13 protein-coding genes and 10 tRNA genes are annotated in these 18,854 nt (G+C 45.6%); 7 read left to right on the forward strand and 16 right to left on the reverse strand.

Annotated elements, in window-relative coordinates; genetic code table 11:
- Positions 1-147: 147 nt before the first annotated feature.
- The 11 genes from J4N42_RS12805 to orn all read right to left on the reverse strand — a co-directional run bounded on the left by J4N42_RS12805 (position 148) and on the right by orn (position 1,848).
- Positions 148-223 (reverse strand) — tRNA-Gly (locus tag J4N42_RS12805).
- Positions 224-259: 36 nt separating this feature from the next.
- A tRNA-Gly gene (locus tag J4N42_RS12810) sits at positions 260-335 on the reverse strand.
- Between the two features lie 2 nt (positions 336-337).
- Positions 338-414 (reverse strand) — tRNA-Met (locus J4N42_RS12815).
- A 41-nt stretch (positions 415-455) separates the two neighbouring features.
- Positions 456-531 (reverse strand) — tRNA-Gly (locus tag J4N42_RS12820).
- A 2-nt stretch (positions 532-533) separates the two neighbouring features.
- Positions 534-610 (reverse strand) — tRNA-Met (locus J4N42_RS12825).
- 41 nt (positions 611-651) lie between these two features.
- Positions 652-727: transfer RNA gene (locus tag J4N42_RS12830), tRNA-Gly, on the reverse strand.
- Between the two features lie 3 nt (positions 728-730).
- Positions 731-807: transfer RNA gene (locus J4N42_RS12835), tRNA-Met, on the reverse strand.
- 42 nt (positions 808-849) lie between these two features.
- Positions 850-925 (reverse strand) — tRNA-Gly (locus J4N42_RS12840).
- A 2-nt stretch (positions 926-927) separates the two neighbouring features.
- Positions 928-1,004 (reverse strand) — tRNA-Met (locus J4N42_RS12845).
- A gap of 42 nt (positions 1,005-1,046) precedes the next feature.
- Positions 1,047-1,122, reverse strand: a tRNA-Gly gene (locus J4N42_RS12850).
- 180 nt (positions 1,123-1,302) lie between these two features.
- Positions 1,303-1,848 carry an oligoribonuclease gene (gene orn, locus J4N42_RS12855; protein WP_252028468.1) on the reverse strand — a complete coding sequence of 182 codons (546 nt, stop codon included), beginning with the start codon at positions 1,846-1,848 and terminating at the stop codon, positions 1,303-1,305.
- A 149-nt stretch (positions 1,849-1,997) separates the two neighbouring features.
- On the opposite strand from orn, the gene rsgA reads away from it, so the two are divergent.
- From rsgA to J4N42_RS12885, 6 genes are all read left to right on the forward strand, one after another.
- Positions 1,998-3,053 (forward strand): small ribosomal subunit biogenesis GTPase RsgA, encoded by a 1,056-nt coding sequence (rsgA, locus tag J4N42_RS12860; protein WP_252028470.1) that lies wholly within the window; start codon positions 1,998-2,000, stop codon positions 3,051-3,053.
- A 111-nt stretch (positions 3,054-3,164) separates the two neighbouring features.
- The gene (asd, locus tag J4N42_RS12865; protein ID WP_252028473.1) at positions 3,165-4,052 is read left to right on the forward strand and encodes an archaetidylserine decarboxylase; all 888 of its coding nucleotides are present in this window, start codon (positions 3,165-3,167) and stop codon (positions 4,050-4,052) included.
- Between the two features lie 180 nt (positions 4,053-4,232).
- Complete coding sequence (locus J4N42_RS12870) at positions 4,233-5,648, forward strand: SLC13 family permease (protein ID WP_252028474.1); 1,416 nt, start codon at positions 4,233-4,235, stop codon at positions 5,646-5,648.
- Positions 5,649-5,757: 109 nt separating this feature from the next.
- Positions 5,758-6,645 carry a DMT family transporter gene (locus J4N42_RS12875; RefSeq protein WP_252028476.1) on the forward strand — a complete coding sequence of 296 codons (888 nt, stop codon included), beginning with the start codon at positions 5,758-5,760 and terminating at the stop codon, positions 6,643-6,645.
- Between the two features lie 262 nt (positions 6,646-6,907).
- Complete coding sequence (gpmM, locus tag J4N42_RS12880; RefSeq protein ID WP_252028478.1) at positions 6,908-8,440, forward strand: 2,3-bisphosphoglycerate-independent phosphoglycerate mutase; 1,533 nt, start codon at positions 6,908-6,910, stop codon at positions 8,438-8,440.
- Between the two features lie 200 nt (positions 8,441-8,640).
- Entirely contained in the window at positions 8,641-9,780 is a 1,140-nt protein-coding gene (locus J4N42_RS12885; RefSeq protein ID WP_252028480.1) for a murein hydrolase activator EnvC family protein, read from the forward strand.
- Between the two features lie 114 nt (positions 9,781-9,894).
- Here the strand turns inward: J4N42_RS12885 and J4N42_RS12890 are convergent, their stop codons facing one another.
- From J4N42_RS12890 to nudC, 4 genes are all read right to left on the reverse strand, one after another.
- The gene (locus tag J4N42_RS12890) at positions 9,895-10,851 is read right to left on the reverse strand and encodes a DHHA1 domain-containing protein (RefSeq protein ID WP_252028483.1); all 957 of its coding nucleotides are present in this window, start codon (positions 10,849-10,851) and stop codon (positions 9,895-9,897) included.
- 120 nt (positions 10,852-10,971) lie between these two features.
- Positions 10,972-11,607, reverse strand: a complete 636-nt coding sequence (locus J4N42_RS12895; RefSeq protein ID WP_252028486.1) for a TetR/AcrR family transcriptional regulator — start codon at positions 11,605-11,607, stop codon at positions 10,972-10,974.
- Positions 11,608-11,710: 103 nt separating this feature from the next.
- The gene (gene hemE / locus J4N42_RS12900; protein ID WP_252028489.1) at positions 11,711-12,778 is read right to left on the reverse strand and encodes a uroporphyrinogen decarboxylase; all 1,068 of its coding nucleotides are present in this window, start codon (positions 12,776-12,778) and stop codon (positions 11,711-11,713) included.
- 256 nt (positions 12,779-13,034) lie between these two features.
- On the reverse strand, positions 13,035-13,826 hold the full coding sequence (nudC, locus tag J4N42_RS12905; RefSeq protein ID WP_252028492.1) for an NAD(+) diphosphatase: 792 nt from the start codon (positions 13,824-13,826) through the stop codon (positions 13,035-13,037).
- A 177-nt stretch (positions 13,827-14,003) separates the two neighbouring features.
- On the opposite strand from nudC, the gene rsd reads away from it, so the two are divergent.
- Positions 14,004-14,498, forward strand: coding sequence for a sigma D regulator (gene rsd / locus J4N42_RS12910; protein ID WP_252028495.1), 495 nt, complete (start codon positions 14,004-14,006; stop codon positions 14,496-14,498).
- A gap of 142 nt (positions 14,499-14,640) precedes the next feature.
- Here the strand turns inward: rsd and rpoC are convergent, their stop codons facing one another.
- Complete coding sequence (rpoC, locus tag J4N42_RS12915; RefSeq protein ID WP_252028498.1) at positions 14,641-18,843, reverse strand: DNA-directed RNA polymerase subunit beta'; 4,203 nt, start codon at positions 18,841-18,843, stop codon at positions 14,641-14,643.
- Positions 18,844-18,854 lie beyond the last annotated feature (11 nt).

Below are 18,854 nucleotides of genomic sequence, written 5' to 3' on the forward strand. Positions count from 1 at the left end.
CTCGAGGTAATATTCGACACAGAAACCTAGCACTTTGCTAAGTTGGTCATTACTTGTAGGGGTTAATGCTTCTCAGCATTATAAAGAGCGGATGTAACTTGATTCATCGTTTAGCACGATATGAACTGCATATCTGCAAAGAGAAACTGGAGCGACACACGAGGTTCGAACTCGTGACCTCAACCTTGGCAAGGTTGCGCTCTACCAACTGAGCTAGTGTCGCATTTTGTCACCGTTAAGTACGATGAGGACTATAAATTGGAGCGACACACGAGGTTCGAACTCGTGACCTCAACCTTGGCAAGGTTGCGCTCTACCAACTGAGCTAGTGTCGCATTGGTTGCGGGGGCCGGATTTGAACCGACGACCTTCGGGTTATGAGCCCGACGAGCTACCAAGCTGCTCCACCCCGCGTCCGTATTCATCATTCAAGGCATGATGAAAGCCTATAAATTTGGAGCGACACACGAGGTTCGAACTCGTGACCTCAACCTTGGCAAGGTTGCGCTCTACCAACTGAGCTAGTGTCGCATTGGTTGCGGGGGCCGGATTTGAACCGACGACCTTCGGGTTATGAGCCCGACGAGCTACCAAGCTGCTCCACCCCGCGTCCGTATTCATCATTCAAGGCATGATGAAAGCCTATAAATCTGGAGCGACACACGAGGTTCGAACTCGTGACCTCAACCTTGGCAAGGTTGCGCTCTACCAACTGAGCTAGTGTCGCATTTGGTTGCGGGGGCCGGATTTGAACCGACGACCTTCGGGTTATGAGCCCGACGAGCTACCAAGCTGCTCCACCCCGCGTCCGTATTGTTTCACCGTTAAGCACGATGACAGCTTTAAATTTGGAGCGACACACGAGGTTCGAACTCGTGACCTCAACCTTGGCAAGGTTGCGCTCTACCAACTGAGCTAGTGTCGCATTGGTTGCGGGGGCCGGATTTGAACCGACGACCTTCGGGTTATGAGCCCGACGAGCTACCAAGCTGCTCCACCCCGCGTCCGTATTGTTTCACCGTTAAGCACGATGACAGCTTTAAATTTGGAGCGACACACGAGGTTCGAACTCGTGACCTCAACCTTGGCAAGGTTGCGCTCTACCAACTGAGCTAGTGTCGCATTCACAACGTTTCCGTCGTTCAGGGCTGCGAATTATAAGAGCATTTTTTTGTGATGCAAGTCCTTCCACAAAAAAACACTAACTTTTTTTTCGTTTGATGAAAAAGCGCCCAAATCTGACGCTTTTCTACTCGGAAGTGATTGTTTTAGACAAACTTCAAGCCACTCAGGCTTGATAAGCTAAATGCTGATAATCGTTTGGCGATAATATTGCAGTTCCGCGATTGATTCACGAATATCATCAAGCGCTAGATGACTGCCTGATTTAGAAAATCCATCCAGCACTTCAGGCTTCCAACGGCGTGTCAGTTCTTTAAGAGTACTCACATCAATGTATCGATAATGAAAGTACTGCTCTAGCTCAGGCATATGCTTGTATAAGAATCGGCGATCTTGGCCAATACTGTTACCACAAATCGGCGATTTACCTTTTGGCACCCAATTTTCAAGAAATTCGATGGTTTGAGTAATCGCTTGCTGCTCTGTCACGTTACTTTTCCGAACACGCTCTACTAACCCGCTACCGGTGTGCGTAGTCGTACACCACTCATCCATTTTATCTAGTTCTTCTTCTGGCTGATGAATAGCAAGAACAGGCCCTTCAGCTAAAATGTTTAATTCACTGTCAGTAACAATGGTGGCGATTTCGATAATTTTGTGTGTTTCAGGATCCAAGCCTGTCATCTCAAGATCGACCCAAATTAAGTTCTGATCGCTAAAGGACATAGATGAGTTGCCTATTTGTTTGCTGTTAAAAAGGGTACTATACCCAAATTAAGATCCTCAGGATAGCTTTGCGTAAATTGCTACAGACAGCAACTGCGAGCATTTCTGTTTGGATCGCAACCTCGATAATCGTTAACTAAGAATACATTGTGGCAAAGAAAAAAAAGCTGACTAAAGGCCAAGTAAGGCGAGTGCGTAGCAACCAGAAAAAACGCTTAAAACAGGAAGATTCCATTCAATGGGATGAGTCCATGCTGGGTGGTGCTAAATCTGGTTTAGTTATTACCCGCTTTGGTCAACACGCTGATATCGAAGACTCGGAAACTAAAGAAATTCATCGGTGTAACCTACGCCGAGGCATTGAATCACTAGTATCGGGCGACAAAGTGATATGGCGCCCTGGATTAGAGTCTATGGCAGGAATTTCTGGCGTTGTAGAAGCAGTTGAGCCACGTACCTCTGTACTCACTCGGCCTGACTATTACGACGGTTTGAAGCCCGTCGCCGCAAATGTAGACCAAATGATTATCGTGTCATCGGTCTTGCCAGAACTGTCGCTGAATATCATTGACCGCTACCTTGTGGCGTCAGAAACCTTACAGATATCTCCACTTATCGTACTCAACAAAATCGATTTATTGGAAAGTGAACAGCGCGACACCTACGCCGAGTGGTTACGTGAATATGAGCGCATCGGATATAAGGTTCTGTTTGTGAGTAAAGAAACAGGGGAAGGCATTGCCGCCCTAGAAGCTGAACTTCAGGGGCGTATCAATATCTTCGTCGGCCAGTCAGGGGTAGGAAAATCGAGTTTAGTCAATGCGTTAATGCCAGAACTAGAAGTCGAAGAAGGCGCTATCTCAGAAAACTCGGGGCTTGGTCAGCACACTACAACTGCTGCTCGCCTATATCATATACCAAGTGGTGGTAATCTGATTGACTCCCCTGGCGTACGTGAATTTGGTCTATGGCACCTAGAAGCAGAGCAAGTGACAGAGGCATTTGTTGAGTTTAGAGCCTTACTTGGTGGATGCCGATTCAGAGACTGTAAGCATAATGATGATCCTGGCTGCATCATTCGTGAAGCCGTTGAAAAGGGCGAAATCAGCGAAGTTCGTTTTGATAACTATCATCGCATCATCGAAAGCATGGCGGAAAACAAAGCAAACCGACAGTATTCACGTAACAAAAAAGCCGATTTGTAATCGCAATTTTGTAAGCAAACTATCGCAACTGCTGACATTCAGGTGCAATTTGAGTAACATCTCGCGCCCAGTATATCGTCAATCATTCAAATAGCATTGGAATTGAATACCATGGATAAGATTAAAGTTGGACTGCAATATTGGATCCCACAACACGGTTTAACGCGCCTTGTGGGCAAGCTAGCATCAGCAAAGGCTGGCGGTCTAACAACAGCAATCATTCGCTGGTTTATCAAGCAATATAACGTCAATATGGACGAAGCTCTGCACTCAGATCCTAAACATTTCAAAACGTTTAACGACTTTTTCGTACGAGAGCTCAAAGAAGGTGCACGTCCTATTGCCGAGGGTGATTCTGTTATCTCTCACCCCGCTGATGCCTGTGTCAGTCAATTTGGCCCAATTAAAGATGGCAAACTGATTCAAGCAAAAGGTCATGACTTTACTGCTCAAGAACTACTTGGTGGTGATTCTGCTCTGGCAGAAGAATTTGCAGAAGGTGAATTTGCCACTTTGTACTTGTCACCACGAGATTACCATCGCGTGCATATGCCATGTGATGGCACGCTGCGCCAAATGATTTACGTACCAGGTGATTTGTTCTCAGTAAATCCTCTCACAGCGGAAAATGTACCAAACTTATTTGCGCGCAATGAGCGTGTCGTGTCTATTTTTGATACTGAGTTTGGCCCAATGGCACAAGTCTTAGTCGGTGCGACTATTGTTGGTAGTATCGAGCAAGTATGGGCAGGTACAATTACACCACCTCGTGGCAACACGGTTTACAAGTGGGACTACCCAGCAGAAGGCGATAAAGCGGTAATTCTTAAGAAAGGCGAGGAAATGGGCCGCTTTAAACTAGGTTCAACTGTAATCAACCTGTTTGCAAAAGACGCAATCAAGTTTGATGAGTCGATGCAAAATGGACAAGCAACAGTAATGGGTACTGCTTATGCACATCGTGCAGAAGGCGCTACTTCTGAAGCACCTGAAACCTAATTTCTCTGCTTAGCTCTTTTATTAAAAAGCCCCGACTCTCGGGGCTTTTTTGATGCAAAACAAATATAGTTCAACAAATTCAGCGCGTTGTTAAAACTCTCGCCCTCGTCGAAGACCTCTACTTCATCGTCAATTACTCTATCTCTTCATAAGGAAACATGAAGGGAGTTAAACCACTGTATGGCGAAGATTGATTCAGGGATCATCGTTAAATTACTCATCTGCTTTGGGTTGCCACTGGGTGTACTCTTGATGCCTATTGATTGGATTCCAATCGATGACCTCACCGTCATTCAACATCGACTGCTGGCCATTTTCTTACTGGCTGCTCTGCTTTGGGTTTTAGAGCCTGTTCCTGTCTTTGCCACATCTATTTTAATCATCGCTTTAGAGCTCATCATGATTTCCGATAAAGGCATGCACCTGTTTCGCAATCCACCAGCAGGACACGAACTCGGCGAATTGATGAAATACACCGACATTTTCAGCGCCTTTTCTTCTCCGATCATTATTCTCTTTATGGGCGGCTTTGCTTTAGCGATTGCGGCTTCTAAATATGATTTGGATAACAATCTCGCCCGTGTTTTATTGAAGCCTTTTGGCACCCAGCCGAAATTCATAATGTTAGGGCTAATGCTAATTACGGCAGTGTTCTCGATGTTTATGTCAAACACAGCTACAACCGTCATGATGCTGGCATTACTTGGGCCTATCGTTGCTTCCGCTCCCAAAGGGGATTTAGGTATCAAAGCACTGGTGTTGTGTATCCCAATTGCTGCCAATACTGGAGGTATAGCCACCCCAATTGGCACCCCGCCAAATGCAATTGCGCTGCAGTACTTAACTGGTGAGAACACCATCGACTTTTTAAGTTGGATGATGATGGGGCTACCTTTCGTCATTATTCAGTTAACCATTGCATGGTTTCTGCTACAAAAACTCTTTCCGGCGACGCAGGATAAAATGATGCTTAAGCTCAACGGCACCTTCAAAACAAGCTGGAGAGCGATTGTGGTCTACTGCACTTTTGGAGCCACTATATTGCTGTGGATGACCACCAAACTGCACGGTATGAATACCTACGTGGTTTCTATTATTCCGCTGGCCATTTTTACTTTAACGGGAATAATGGGTAAGGAAGAGCTAAAGCAAATCAACTGGGATGTGCTGTGGCTTGTTGCAGGGGGAATCGCGATTGGTATTGGCTTAGACAAGACCGGTTTAGCGGCTGCACTCGCTCACGCAATTGACTATGAGTCCTTATCTCCTGTTGCCGTGGTAATCACACTCTCAATCGTCTGCTGGCTAATGGCCAACTTCATGTCGAACACTGCTACGGCCAACTTGTTAATGCCAATAGCAGCCGCAATCGGAGCATCAATGGAAAGTTTAGCAACCATCGGTGGCCTACAAGGGTTACTGGTCGTCGTTGCGTTCTCTGCTTCTTTAGGAATGATTTTACCCGTCTCGACACCACCAAACTCACTGGCATACTCTACCGGTCTTATTGAGAGCAAAGACATGGCTAAAACCGGGATAATTATCGGCCTTATCGGTCTGGTTATTGTTTATACCGCGACACTTCTACTCACTTAAGCGTTCTCAGCTACCTAACTTCATTCGACTCGCCTTAATCTTTTCTTTGCTTGAAGATAAGGTTAAGGCATATTGAGTTTCTTTCAGGCAGCACAAGGATGCGTTTAGGATGGGTTTCGAATGGCTTGCGTTAGCCGCCGCTTTTTTATGGGCTGTCGCCAGTTTACTCTCTGTCACACCAGCACAGCACCTCGGCACATTTGCTTATAGCCGATGGCGCATGGGTTGTACGTCCGTCATTCTTGCGACAATGGCATTATTCACTGGTGGCTGGTCAACCGTAGAAACCAACGCAATCACCGCTATGATGCTGTCTGGGCTAATCGGTATTTTTATTGGTGATACGGCACTGTTTGCTTGCTTAAATCGAATGGGGCCTAGGCAAGCGGGCTTACTCTTTTCTTGTCATGCCGTTTTCTCTGCTATTTTAGGCTACTTCATTTTCAGTGAAACCATGTCCAATTTAGAGCTGCTCGGCTCTTTGCTGGTGTTTTCAGGCGTTTTGACCGCAATCTTTTTTGGTCGTAGAGGTCAATCAAATAATAAATTAGAAATGATAAAAGGGAATGTGTGGTTTGGAGTGGCGCTTGGCTTGACGGCTGCTATGTGTCAAGCACTAGGGGGCATAATTGCAAAACCTATTATGCAAACGGCCATTGACCCTGTTGCCGCGTCCGCAATGAGAATGATCACCGCTTTTATCGCACATTGCTTGTTTCTGCTGTCCGGAGCCAAACTTGCCAAGGCGACTCAACCAATGAACCGTTCAATCTTCCTCATTACTGCCATTAACGGTTTCTTAGCCATGGCAGTTGGAATGACACTGATCTTATATGCGCTGCAAGAAGGCAATGTCGGCATGGTTGCACTGCTCTCTTCAACAACACCGATAATGCTTTTGCCTATTCTCTGGATCTACACCAAACAACGACCTAATCGCTATGCTTGGATTGGTGCAATTGTGGCAGTAATCGGCACCGGAATATTGGTTGGTTAGTCATTACTCAGCTATTAGATCAATAGGCATTATCTTCTTTCTTGGATAACTAAACTGTCCGAAACTACAGTTAATGAATTACTTTCGTTTCTGTCGGCTAACTACGCTTTCACCCGTAAATGTGAAAGATAGCTACAATAAATCACAAACAATATTTGATCTTAGCCTACAGTTTTGGTTAAAAAGTGTAGTAAAATTACGCTAGTTTTGTTTCAAGGTCTTCCAGACCGACAGTTACTTAAAATTTGACGAGGTCATCACTATGTCAGCTAAGAAGCCAATGGCTCTAGTTATTCTTGACGGTTACGGTCACCGTGAAGATACCGCAAGCAACGCGATCGCAAATGCAAAAACACCAGTATTAGACGGTCTGTTTGCAAACAACCCAAACACATTAATCTCTGCATCTGGCATGGATGTTGGCCTACCGGACGGTCAAATGGGTAACTCGGAAGTTGGTCACACAAACATCGGCGCTGGTCGTGTGGTATACCAAGACCTAACTCGCATCACTAAATCAATCGCTGACGGTGAGTTCGCTGAAACTCCAGCGCTAGTGGAAGCTATCGACTCAGCTGTTAAAGCAGAGAAAGCGGTACACATCATGGGTCTTATGTCTCCAGGTGGCGTACACTCTCACGAAGACCACATCTACGCAGCGGTTGAAATGGCAGCAGCACGTGGCGCAGAGAAGATCTACCTACACTGCTTCCTAGACGGTCGTGACACGCCACCACGTAGCGCAGAGAACTCGCTACAACGTTTCCAAGACCTATTCGCTAAGCTTGGCAAAGGTCGCGTAGCGTCTCTAGTAGGTCGTTACTACGCAATGGACCGTGATAACAACTGGGATCGCGTTCAAGTTGCTTACGTTCTTCTAACTCAAGCTAAAGCAGAATTCACATCAGAAACTGCAGTTGCTGGTCTAGAAGCGGCTTACGCTCGTGACGAGAACGACGAGTTCGTTAAAGCAACAGCTATTAAAGCTGAAGGTCAAGAAGACGCAGTGATCGCAGATGGCGACGCAGTTATCTTCATGAACTACCGTGCTGACCGTGCACGTCAAATCACTCGTACTTTCGTACCAGATTTTGCAGGCTTCGAGCGCGCTGTATTCCCAGCTATCAACTTCGTGATGCTTACTCAATACGCAGCCGATATCCCTCTATCAATTGCGTTCCCACCAGCATCTCTAGAGAACACGTACGGTGAGTGGCTATCTAAGCAAGGTAAAACTCAGCTACGTATCTCTGAAACTGAAAAATACGCACACGTTACTTTCTTCTTCAACGGCGGTGTTGAGAACGAGTTTGAAGGTGAAGAGCGTCAGCTAGTTGCATCACCAAAAGTGGCAACGTACGACCTACAACCAGAAATGAGCTCAGAAGAACTCACTGAGAAGATGGTTGCTGCGATTAAGTCAGGCAAATACGACACAATTATCTGTAACTACCCTAACCCAGATATGGTTGGCCACACAGGCGTATACGAAGCGGCAGAAAAAGCAATTGAAGCGGTTGATACGTGTGTAGGTAAAGTCGTTGCTGCCATTGAAGAAGTGGGCGGCCAAATGCTAATCACTGCTGACCACGGTAACGCAGAAATGATGGTAGACCCAGAGACAGGTGGTACGCACACTGCGCACACGAACCTACCTGTTCCTCTTATCTACGTTGGCGAAAAGCAAGTCGAGTTTAAAGAAGGCGGTAAGCTGTCTGATCTAGCTCCTACAATGCTAGCACTTACTGACTTAGAAATTCCTGCAGAAATGTCAGGTCAGGTCATCATCAAGTAATTCGCAACACTGATTACTTCCAACGCCCTCAGCTTTCAAGCTGGGGGCGTTTTTTATTGCCGATGTAAGTTTCACGCTTTCATATATTCCAATGACTTAGAATCAGTGAAGTTATAGCAAGATTTGACTTAATCCTTTCTTCTGACAAATGACTTTGGGTATACTGATTTCCCCTGTTGGCATGTGCATATTGGTTTACCATGAAGAAACGTTATACATCGTCGTTAATATCGAAGAGCCGTTGCTCCTCTATCGCAGTTCTAACGACGCTCGCTATAGGGTTTACCAGCGCATACGCATCTTCACCGAGTGAACTCAAAGGGGTAAAGAGCGAAATATCTCGCCAGCAAAGTTCTCTCAGTAGCCAACAGAAAAAACTCAACTCTCTACAAGACTCACTGCGCAAGCAAGAGGTTGGGATCAGCTCGCTTGAAACACAGATAAAAAAAACCAAATCCGACCTCGCTACCACCAACGCGAATATCGATACGCTACACAACAACATTCAACAACTCGAACAACAAAAAAATACACAAACCGAACGCTTAGAAGAATTAATCAAAACCTATTACGTTACTCAGCGTGCTAAAGCCAGCTCGAATATTTTGAACAACGGAGTTGAAGAAGATCGAATTAGCCAATACTTTCAGCACCTTGCTAAAGAGCGAGCAGCTGTTATTGAAGAGCTTGAAAAAACACATCAGCAACTTGCTGACAATGAACGCCAGCTAGCACTAGAAAAAGAGCAAATTACCCAACTACTTAACGAGCAAACACGTAAGCGAGACTCCCTAGCAAAAACTCAGAATCAACGTAAAAAGACTCTTGGCCAAATTAAGAAAAGTATTTCTAACGATCAGGTATACCTGTCAGAACTGCAACGTAACGAAACTCGCCTAAAGGCTGAAATAGCCAAAGCAGCCAAACGCAATGCTGTACCGATGAACGGATTAGGCAGCAAACAAGGCAAGCTGCCATGGCCTCTCAAAGGCAAGGTAATTCACAGCTATGGGACAAGACAAACAGGCCAGGTCGACTGGAGCGGAATCGTAATTGATGCCGATTATGGGCAAGCGGTGAAGTCCGTTTACTCTGGTACCGTTGTATTTGCTGAATATCTACGTGGCTACGGGTTGGTGGTGTTACTCGATCACGGTAAAGGGGACATGACACTTTACGGCTTTAACCAAACCTTGCTAAAGAAAGAAGGGGATAAAGTAACGGCAGGAGAGACGATCGCACTCGCAGGGGATACGGGTGGTCAAAGCAGGCCTTCATTATACTTCGAGATCCGACGTAATAGTAAAACCCAGAACCCTAAGCGCTGGCTGACTCGTTAATCCTAAAGCCAAACATATAGCCACAAAATAAAAACGCCTCGCAGTACAGTAACGCTACTTCACTTAGCACTACCGACTACAAGGCATTTCTTAACCATTTACCTCGAATAGGCGTTATGAGTAATGGTTTTCTACCGCACTAATAAACGCTTCTACGTGCTCTTTCGCGAGCGCATTGATACCAGCCGCCGCCGCTCGACCGCCACCAGTTTCAAACTGGCTGCAAATATCACCAGCGCCCTGCTTATTAGATAAAGGCGCTCGCAAAGAAACGGTATAAGTCCCATCCGCATTTTCAGTCAAAACGGCATGAGCTGAATCAGGGGCTTGATTAGCTAATAAGTTTCCATATACACCACTGATACGTCGTGATGCAGCATTGTTTGGTAGTTCGAACAAGCCTAGCTTATCACTACGATATTGTGCATCGATAGCCAATGCTTTATCCATATCTTGCTGATAAGCCTGTTGCAACGTGTAATAAGGTGATCCTTCGTCCGCGATAGCATCGAATGGAGACTCATACTTCAACAGAGCCTGATACAAATCAGCAGGATGGTAGTGTAAATCTTCTACTTTCGCACCATATCCATTGTAGTTAATCAGCGTACCAAGTTCTTTCAATTGCTCTTTCTGCTCACTTGTTAGACCTTGTTTATCGGCTAATTCATCAGCCTTAGCAATAAGGTTATCACCGTATGCCGCGGTAATAGCCCATAGATGGAACTGACCATCTAACAGCTGATCAATAATCAAAGCAGTACATACGTTAGCATCTAGGTCGATATGCGCATCTAGTGCGTCATGTTGTGGAATGTCACCAGCTTGGTGATGATCAGCATAAAATACGCTCGCTCCCGACTCCAAAGCAGCTTTTAGACCATCCATGTTCTTTGCCATTGAGATATCCAAAATGGTCAAAGTGTCGTCCTTTTCGATAGCTAGCTTTTCCACCAGCTTAATATCACGCTTCACCCCTGTCACTAATTGAGATGCCTTAGGCTCAGCTAAGCGCAGTTGCAAAAGCGCAATGATGCCATCCGCATCACCATTGAATACATCGTAGTGCATACAAAACCTTAATTGTTGAAAATTGAGCCTAATGTATTGGAATTAAAAGATAATACAAAGACCTAAAATAAATATCTGAGTACCAGTCTCGATTCTAAGCTTCACTCTAGCGTTGCTGTTTTACGCGTGCATCGCTTTTACGCCATCTTCAAGCAATTGTAACTGCTCTCTACCTTGCTCGGTCGCTTTTGGCTTCACCACTGCAATCATCTGCAACATTCCTTGATGAACTATTTGCTCGGTAATCTGGGTTCGTGGCGACATCGCCGATTGATAACCTAGCCAGCTTGAGGCAATCAAGTGCAAGGTTGTGACCAAAGACTTCAGTTCGTGCTCTTCAACTTTTAACAGCTTGAGCTCGACAAAGGCACGCATGATGTTAATCAAGTTAGTCTGAAGTTTGTCTTGTACCTTAATATAGTCAGCGTGAAGATCGGTATCGCGTTGCAGAATCTCAGGTAGGTTGGCGTAGAAAAAACGATATTTCCACATCAGAGTAAATATCGAATCGAGGTAGTGTTTTAGAAGAACTAAGCTTTCTTGTTGGCCTTGAATAGGTGTGAATCGTTCAAGCAGCTCTGCAGAATATAGAGCGAAGATCTCTCGGACAATTTCTTGTTTGTTGCGAAAGTGGTAATACAAGTTACCTGGGCTAATATCGATATGAGCCGCTATATGGTTAGTAGTAATGTTACGTTCACCATGTTCATTGAACAGCTCCAATGCCGCATGCACGATTTTGTCACGAGTCTTCATGTAGTCTAACTATCCCTTTTCGTTCGTTCAGCCAGTATACCGACAAGTGTAACCGATAACAAAAAAGCGCCTGGTCATATCAGGCGCTTTCATGAGAAGTTTATTACTTGTGGTATGGCTTCGATAACTCATGTACCGCATCCACAAAAACGCCCGCATTCTCTGGTGGGACATCCAAGTGGATACCGTGGCCAAGGTTAAACACGTGACCAGTGCCTGCATCACCAAAGCCTTCAAGGATAGTCGCGACTTCTTCACGGATTCGCTCTGGAGAAGCGTACAACATGGATGGATCCATATTACCTTGCAGAGCAACCTTGTCACCCACACGCTTAACAGCATCTTGAATGTTGATAGTCCAGTCTAGGCCAACTGCATCACAGCCCGTTGCTGCGATTTGCTCCAGCCACATGCCACCGTTCTTCGTGAATAGCGTTACAGGTACGCGACGACCGTCGTTTTCACGGATTAGGCCATCAACGATCTTGTGCATGTATTGCAGTGAGAATAGGTTGTAATCGCGTGGAGTAAGAACACCACCCCAAGTATCAAATACCATCACTGATTGAGCACCGGCTTTGATCTGCGCATTTAGGTATTCAATAACACTGTCTGCTAACTTATCTAGAAGCAAATGTAGTGTTTGAGGCTCTGCGTACATCATCTTTTTGATCTTGGTGAACGCTTTTGAGCTACCACCTTCAACCATATAAGTTGCAAGCGTCCAAGGACTACCCGAGAAACCAATCAATGGTACATCACCGTTAAGATCTTTACGAATCTGACGTACTGCATTCATCACGTACTGCAGTTCACCTTCAGGATCTGGAAGACCAATTTTTTCGACATCGGCTTTACAAGTGATTGGCTTGTCAAATACTGGCCCCTCACCTGCTGCAAAACGTAGCTCTAACCCCATTGCATCAGGGATAGTGAGAATATCAGAGAAAAGGATAGCCGCATCGAGAGGGAATCGACGCAGTGGTTGTAATGTCACCTCTGAAGCCAACTCTGCATTCTTACACAGAGACATAAAATCCCCTGCTTCTGCACGAGTCGCTTTATATTCTGGTAGGTAGCGACCTGCTTGGCGCATCATCCATACTGGAGTGCAATCTACTGGCTGTTTAAGTAGAGCACGTAGATAACGATCATTCTTTAATTCAGTCATTCCATTTTTCCAATATTTGGGCTTCTTAATGTTGGGGGTATTCTAACATTGATTTAGCTCTAAAAGCTGTGTGCTTTGCAACCTGGATCATGTTATTAACGATTAAATCAATGCTTAATTTGCACCCAACATGTAACAGTGTTAAAAATTTGTTCGCTAGCGAAAACTACAATTATAAACTGAGTACTTGTGACTCAGCATCTCATAACGACATCTTACTTACCCCCTCCTTCTCGGAGGGTTTTTTTTATCTATTTCAAAGAGATGACGCCCTATTAATCACCTCTATCGTGTACTCAATCAACTCTCTAGCAATGGTTCCATGTGGCGCAACTGGAGGCAATTCGTTGGCATTAAACCATCTTGCATCCGTTAGTTCACGATAATCTGGCTTCACCTCTCCAGAGCTATATTCGGCGACAAAGCCCATCATCATACTGGAAGGAAACGCCCAAGGCTGGCTACCAAAATACTGGATATTCGTAACTGTAATACCCGTTTCTTCCTTTACCTCGCGAGCAACACACTGCTCTAGCGTCTCTCCTACCTCTAGAAAGCCAGCAATGACAGTGTACATCCCACCTCTGTGACGAGGGTGCTGAGCCAACAGAATTTGCTCTTGGTTCCTGACCGCAACAATGATGCAAGGAAATATCCTTGGATAATGCAATGTTCGACAATCTTTACACTGCATCGCGAGTTGATTGTGATTTAGGTGGTTCCTGCCACCGCATTGAGGGCAGAACCGCATCGACTGGCTCATGTGCCCGTATTGAACGGCTTTACTCATCAAAAGAAACTTAGCTTGTTCAAAATCCAGACAATCACGCAGTGAGGTAAATTGGAATACTTGTTCGCAATCCGACTCATTCAACCACATCACCGGTAGGTTATTGTACTGTCCAATGAGCTGTGCTTTCTCCACTGGCAGATTAAGTGACTGCGCACTGGCACAAGGCCAGTCACTTCCTTGGAGCCATAGCTCACTTCCAGATACAACACACCAATAAGCTTTTGTCTCTGCAGTTACTTTACTTAATTTTAACATCCCTGCCCCTCATCACTTGCAGTTCGTTCATTTTACTGGCAATCTAATTTCATACCAGAGTTAGTTGAGCAGTAATTTTCTGAGAATAAACTCTAGTAAGGACAAGAAGTTGTATCTTTAATTGTGCTTTGCAATGCAAAGGAAAGATCACCAACGTTGTGATCCGATCATGAGGGCATGGTCATGCTAAATAAATTCAAACAAACGCAAGAACAATGGGGTGGCTCCAGTGAGGTCATCGATCATTGGCTAGAAACTAGGCAAGCTCTTATCGTTGAATATTGTAAGCTTGGCTCACTTCAACCTGCTCAGGCACAATCCAATGTTGTCGAGCTTCCCTCTCCAAAAGACATTGGTTCATTTTGTGACCATTTAGTCGACTATATTTCTGAAGGTCACTTCAAGATCTATGACATGGTTATGGACAAGTGGAAGGCCACTGGTTTTAAAACCAATGAAGAGATCGATCAAACTTACGCTAAGATTGTCTTAACAACGGAACCTTTACTTGAGTTCCACGATAGATATACCAAAGTATCGGCAGAAGACGACTTACCTAGCTTTGAATCTGATATGTCTAAAGTGGGTGAAGTACTTGAGCTTCGATTTGAAGTGGAAGACAAGCTCATTCAACTCATAGCAGACAGCTTAGCGATTCCTCCTGGAGCGTAAGCTCAGCTCAAACACACTTTTAAGGGCAGGTGCATTAACACCTGCCCTTTGTTTTTGTCGCTGAGTCTATATCGTCAATTAGTAGCTCATAAAAACAAAAAAGGCACCCTAAGGTGCCTTTTATCATTTCTCGACTCAGCGATTACTCGTCTGAAGAGAAGCCTGCATTTAGAAGTGCAGCTAGGTTATCTGTTGCTTGTTCAGCAGATGGACCTTCTTGCGCTTCGTCACGCTTAGCTTGACGGTCTTGGTGGTATGCGAAACCAGTACCAGCTGGGATCAGACGACCAACAATAACGTTCTCTTTCAAGCCACGTAGATCATCACGCTTACCAGAAACCGCAGCTTCTGTTAGTACGCGAGTTGTCTCCTGGAACGATGCCGCAGAGATGAACGACTCAGTCGCTAGAGATGCTTTAGTGATACCTAGTAGTTCACGTTCGAAACGTACTAGCTCTTTGCCTTCAGCTTCTAGCTGACGGTTAGCGATCTTAACTTGTGAGTATTCAACTTGCTCACCAGGTAGGAACTCAGAGTCACCTGCATGAGTGATCGTACACTTACGAAGCATTTGACGAACGATAGTCTCGATGTGCTTATCGTTAATCTTAACGCCTTGTAAACGGTAAACTTCTTGTACTTCGTTAGCGATGTACTGAGTTACTGCGTGGATACCACGTAGACGTAGAATGTCATGTGGAGTCTCTGGACCGTCAGCGATAACATCACCACGTTCCACTTTCTCACCTTCAAACACGTTTAGCTGACGATGCTTAGGAATCATTTCTTCGTAAGTTTCGCCACCGTCGCGAGTGATGATCAGACGACGTTTACCCTTAGTTTCTTTACCGAATGACACAGTACCTGTGTGCTCAGCAAGAATCGCAGGCTCTTTCGGCTTACGCGCTTCAAATAGGTCAGCAACGCGTGGTAGACCACCGGTAATATCTTTGTTACCGCCAGACTTCTGAGGAATACGCGCTAACGTATCACCAATACCCACTTCTGCGCCATCTTCGATGTTTACAATCGCTTTACCAGGTAGGAAGTAATGAGCTGGCATATCAGTACCAGGGATCATTACATCGTTACCTTGCTCATCAACAAGTTTGATAGCTGGACGCATATCTTTACCTGCTGCTGGGCGAGCGGCTGCTTCAGTTACTTCGCTTGAAGATAGACCCGTTAGGTCATCTGTTTGACGAGATACTGTTACACCGTCGATCATGTCAACGAATTGGATGCGACCTGCCACTTCAGTGATGATTGGCATAGTGTGCGCTTCCCAGTTAGCTACTGTTTCACCAGCAGTTACTGAATCGTTGTCCGCTTTGCTTAGTACAGAACCGTAAGGAAGTTTGTGCTTCTCTTTCGTACGGCCGAACTCATCAATGATGGTTAGTTCAGATGCACGAGAAGTGATTACAAGCTTCTTGTCTTTGTTGATTACGAACTTAGCATTGTGAAGTTTCACAGAACCTGTGTTCTTCGCTTGGATGCTGTTCTCTGCTGCTGCAGTAGATGCCGCACCACCGATGTGGAACGTACGCATCGTAAGCTGTGTACCCGGCTCACCGATAGACTGAGCAGCGATAACACCAACTGCTTCACCTTGGTTCACTAGGTGACCACGTGCTAGGTCACGACCGTAACACTGTGCACAACAACCGAAGTCTGAATCACAAGTAACTACAGAGCGCACTTTCATGCTGTCTACTGAGTTCTCTTCCATGATCTGACACCACTTCTCATCAATGAGAGTATTACGTGGGATCAGTACATCTTCAGTACCTGGCTTAAGAACGTCTTCCGCTACTACACGACCAAGAGCAAGTTCCGTTAGGGCTACCTTAACGTCACCACCTTCGATGTGAGGCATCATGTCGACACCTTCGTGAGTACCACAATCGTGTTCGTGAACTACAACGTCCTGCGCTACGTCTACTAGACGACGAGTTAGGTAACCCGAGTTCGCAGTTTTCAGTGCTGTATCCGCAAGACCCTTACGAGCACCGTGCGTTGAGATAAAGTACTGAAGTACGTTTAGACCTTCTTTAAAGTTCGCTGTGATCGGCGTTTCGATGATAGAACCATCTGGACGCGCCATCAGACCACGCATACCCGCTAACTGACGAATCTGAGCAGCAGAACCACGAGCGCCCGAGTCAGCCATCATGTAGATGCTGTTGAACGACTCTTGCTGTTCTTCTTCACCGTCACGGTTTACAACTGTTTCAGAAGAAAGGTTATCCATCATTGCTTTCGCAACGCGGTCGTTGGTAGACGCCCAGATATCGATAACTTTGTTGTAACGCTCACCCGCAGTAACAAGACCCGATTGGAACTGTTCTTGGATTTCGCGTACTTCTTCTTCCGCTTCCGAGATCTCTGTGTATTTCGCATCAGGTACAACCATGTCGTCGATACCTACAGAAACACCAGATAGAGCTGCGTAAGCAAAACCTGTGTACATGATTTGGTCAGCGAAGATTACTGTGTCTTTCAGACCAAGCTTACGGTACGCCTCGTTAAGCAGAGTAGAAATTTGTTTCTTACCTAGCTTTTGGTTAACGATGCTGAACGGTAGGCCCGCTGGCACGATTTGCCATAGCATTGCACGACCGATAGTGGTATCCACCATCTTAGTTTCTGTTGTGCTGTTGCCATCTTCATCAACGACAGTTTCCGTGATACGAACTTTAACGCGAGCATGTAGCTCAGCAGTCTTAGTACGGTATGCCTTCTCAGCCTCTTCAGGGCCTGCAAGGTACATACCTTCGCCTTTCACATTAATCTTTTCGCGAGTCATGTAGTAAAGACCCAATACAACGTCCTGAGAAGGTACGATGATCGGATCACCTGACGCTGGCGACAGAATGTTGTTTGTCGACATCATCAGAGTACGAGCTTCAAGCTGTGCTTCTAGAGTTAGAGGCACGTGTACCGCCATTTGGTCACCATCGAAGTCCGCGTTATACGCCGCACACACAAGTGGGTGTAGCTGAATCGCTTTACCTTCGATTAGTACTGGTTCAAACGCTTGGATACCTAGACGGTGAAGTGTAGGTGCACGGTTAAGCAGTACTGGGTGTTCGCGGATAACTTCGTCTAGAATATCCCAAACGATCGCTTCTTCGCGCTCTACCATTTTCTTAGCAGCTTTGATTGTCGTCGCCATGCCACGAGTTTCTAGCTTGCTGTAAATAAATGGTTTGAAAAGCTCAAGTGCCATCTTCTTAGGAAGACCACACTGGTGCAGACGAAGGTATGGACCTACTGTGATTACAGAACGGCCAGAGTAGTCTACACGCTTACCTAGAAGGTTTTGACGGAAACGACCTTGTTTACCCTTGATCATATCAGCAAGAGATTTCAGAGGACGCTTGTTCGAACCAGTAATCGCACGACCGCGACGACCGTTATCTAGAAGTGCATCAACAGACTCTTGCAGCATACGCTTTTCGTTACGTACGATGATGTCCGGAGCAGCTAGCTCTAGAAGACGCTTCAAACGGTTGTTACGGTTGATTACGCGACGGTATAGGTCGTTCAGATCAGATGTCGCGAAGCGACCGCCATCTAGTGGTACTAGAGGACGTAGATCTGGCGGAAGTACCGGAAGCACAGTTAGGATCATCCACTCTGGGTTGTTACCAGATTGAACGAACGCTTCAACTAGCTTCAGACGCTTAGTGATTTTCTTACGCTTAGTCTCTGAGTTAGTAGACTGAAGCTCTTCACGCATTTCTTCGATTTCAGCAGGCAGATCCATAGACGCAAGTAGGTCTTTGATCGCTTCCGCACCCATCTTAGCCGTGAATTCGTCACCCCACTCTTCTAGACGATCCAGATACTCTTCTTCAGTAAGCATCTGACCTTTTTCTAGATCCGTCATACCTGGTTCAGTTACAACGTACATTTCGAAGTAAAGAACACGCTCGATATCACGTAGAGGGATATCCATTAGTAGACCGATACGAGACGGTAGTGATTTTAGGAACCAGATGTGAGCAACTGGTGATGCAAGCTCGATGTGGCCCATACGGTCACGACGAACTTTAGTTTGTGTAACTTCAACGCCACACTTCTCACAGATAACGCCACGGTGTTTCAGACGCTTATATTTGCCACAAAGACATTCGTAGTCTTTTACTGGACCAAAGATACGCGCACAGAACAGACCATCACGCTCAGGCTTGAACGTACGATAGTTGATCGTTTCAGGTTTTTTAACTTCACCAAAAGACCATGAACGGATCATGTCTGGTGAAGATAGACCGATTTTGATTGCATCAAATTCTTCGGTCTTATGCTGCGCTTTTAGAAAGTTTAATAAGTCTTTCACAATCAGCTCCT

Source organism: Vibrio sp. SCSIO 43135 (assembly GCF_023716665.1).
Lineage (GTDB): Bacteria > Pseudomonadota > Gammaproteobacteria > Enterobacterales > Vibrionaceae > Vibrio > Vibrio paucivorans.

What these genes read in the sequence shown, in the direction of transcription:
- J4N42_RS12870 (WP_252028474.1), top strand. Translation starts at nt 4,233, where the DNA reads ATGGCGAAGATTGATTCAGGGATCATCGTTAAATTACTCATCTGCTTT.
- hemE (WP_252028489.1), bottom strand. Translation starts at nt 12,778, where the DNA reads ATGACTGAATTAAAGAATGATCGTTATCTACGTGCTCTACTTAAACAG.
- J4N42_RS12890 (WP_252028483.1), bottom strand. Translation starts at nt 10,851, where the DNA reads ATGCACTACGATGTATTCAATGGTGATGCGGATGGCATCATTGCGCTT.
- orn (WP_252028468.1), bottom strand. Translation starts at nt 1,848, where the DNA reads ATGTCCTTTAGCGATCAGAACTTAATTTGGGTCGATCTTGAGATGACA.
- J4N42_RS12885 (WP_252028480.1), top strand. Translation starts at nt 8,641, where the DNA reads ATGAAGAAACGTTATACATCGTCGTTAATATCGAAGAGCCGTTGCTCC.
- asd (WP_252028473.1), top strand. Translation starts at nt 3,165, where the DNA reads ATGGATAAGATTAAAGTTGGACTGCAATATTGGATCCCACAACACGGT.
- nudC (WP_252028492.1), bottom strand. Translation starts at nt 13,826, where the DNA reads ATGTTAAAATTAAGTAAAGTAACTGCAGAGACAAAAGCTTATTGGTGT.
- J4N42_RS12895 (WP_252028486.1), bottom strand. Translation starts at nt 11,607, where the DNA reads ATGAAGACTCGTGACAAAATCGTGCATGCGGCATTGGAGCTGTTCAAT.
- J4N42_RS12875 (WP_252028476.1), top strand. Translation starts at nt 5,758, where the DNA reads ATGGGTTTCGAATGGCTTGCGTTAGCCGCCGCTTTTTTATGGGCTGTC.
- gpmM (WP_252028478.1), top strand. Translation starts at nt 6,908, where the DNA reads ATGTCAGCTAAGAAGCCAATGGCTCTAGTTATTCTTGACGGTTACGGT.
- rsd (WP_252028495.1), top strand. Translation starts at nt 14,004, where the DNA reads ATGGTCATGCTAAATAAATTCAAACAAACGCAAGAACAATGGGGTGGC.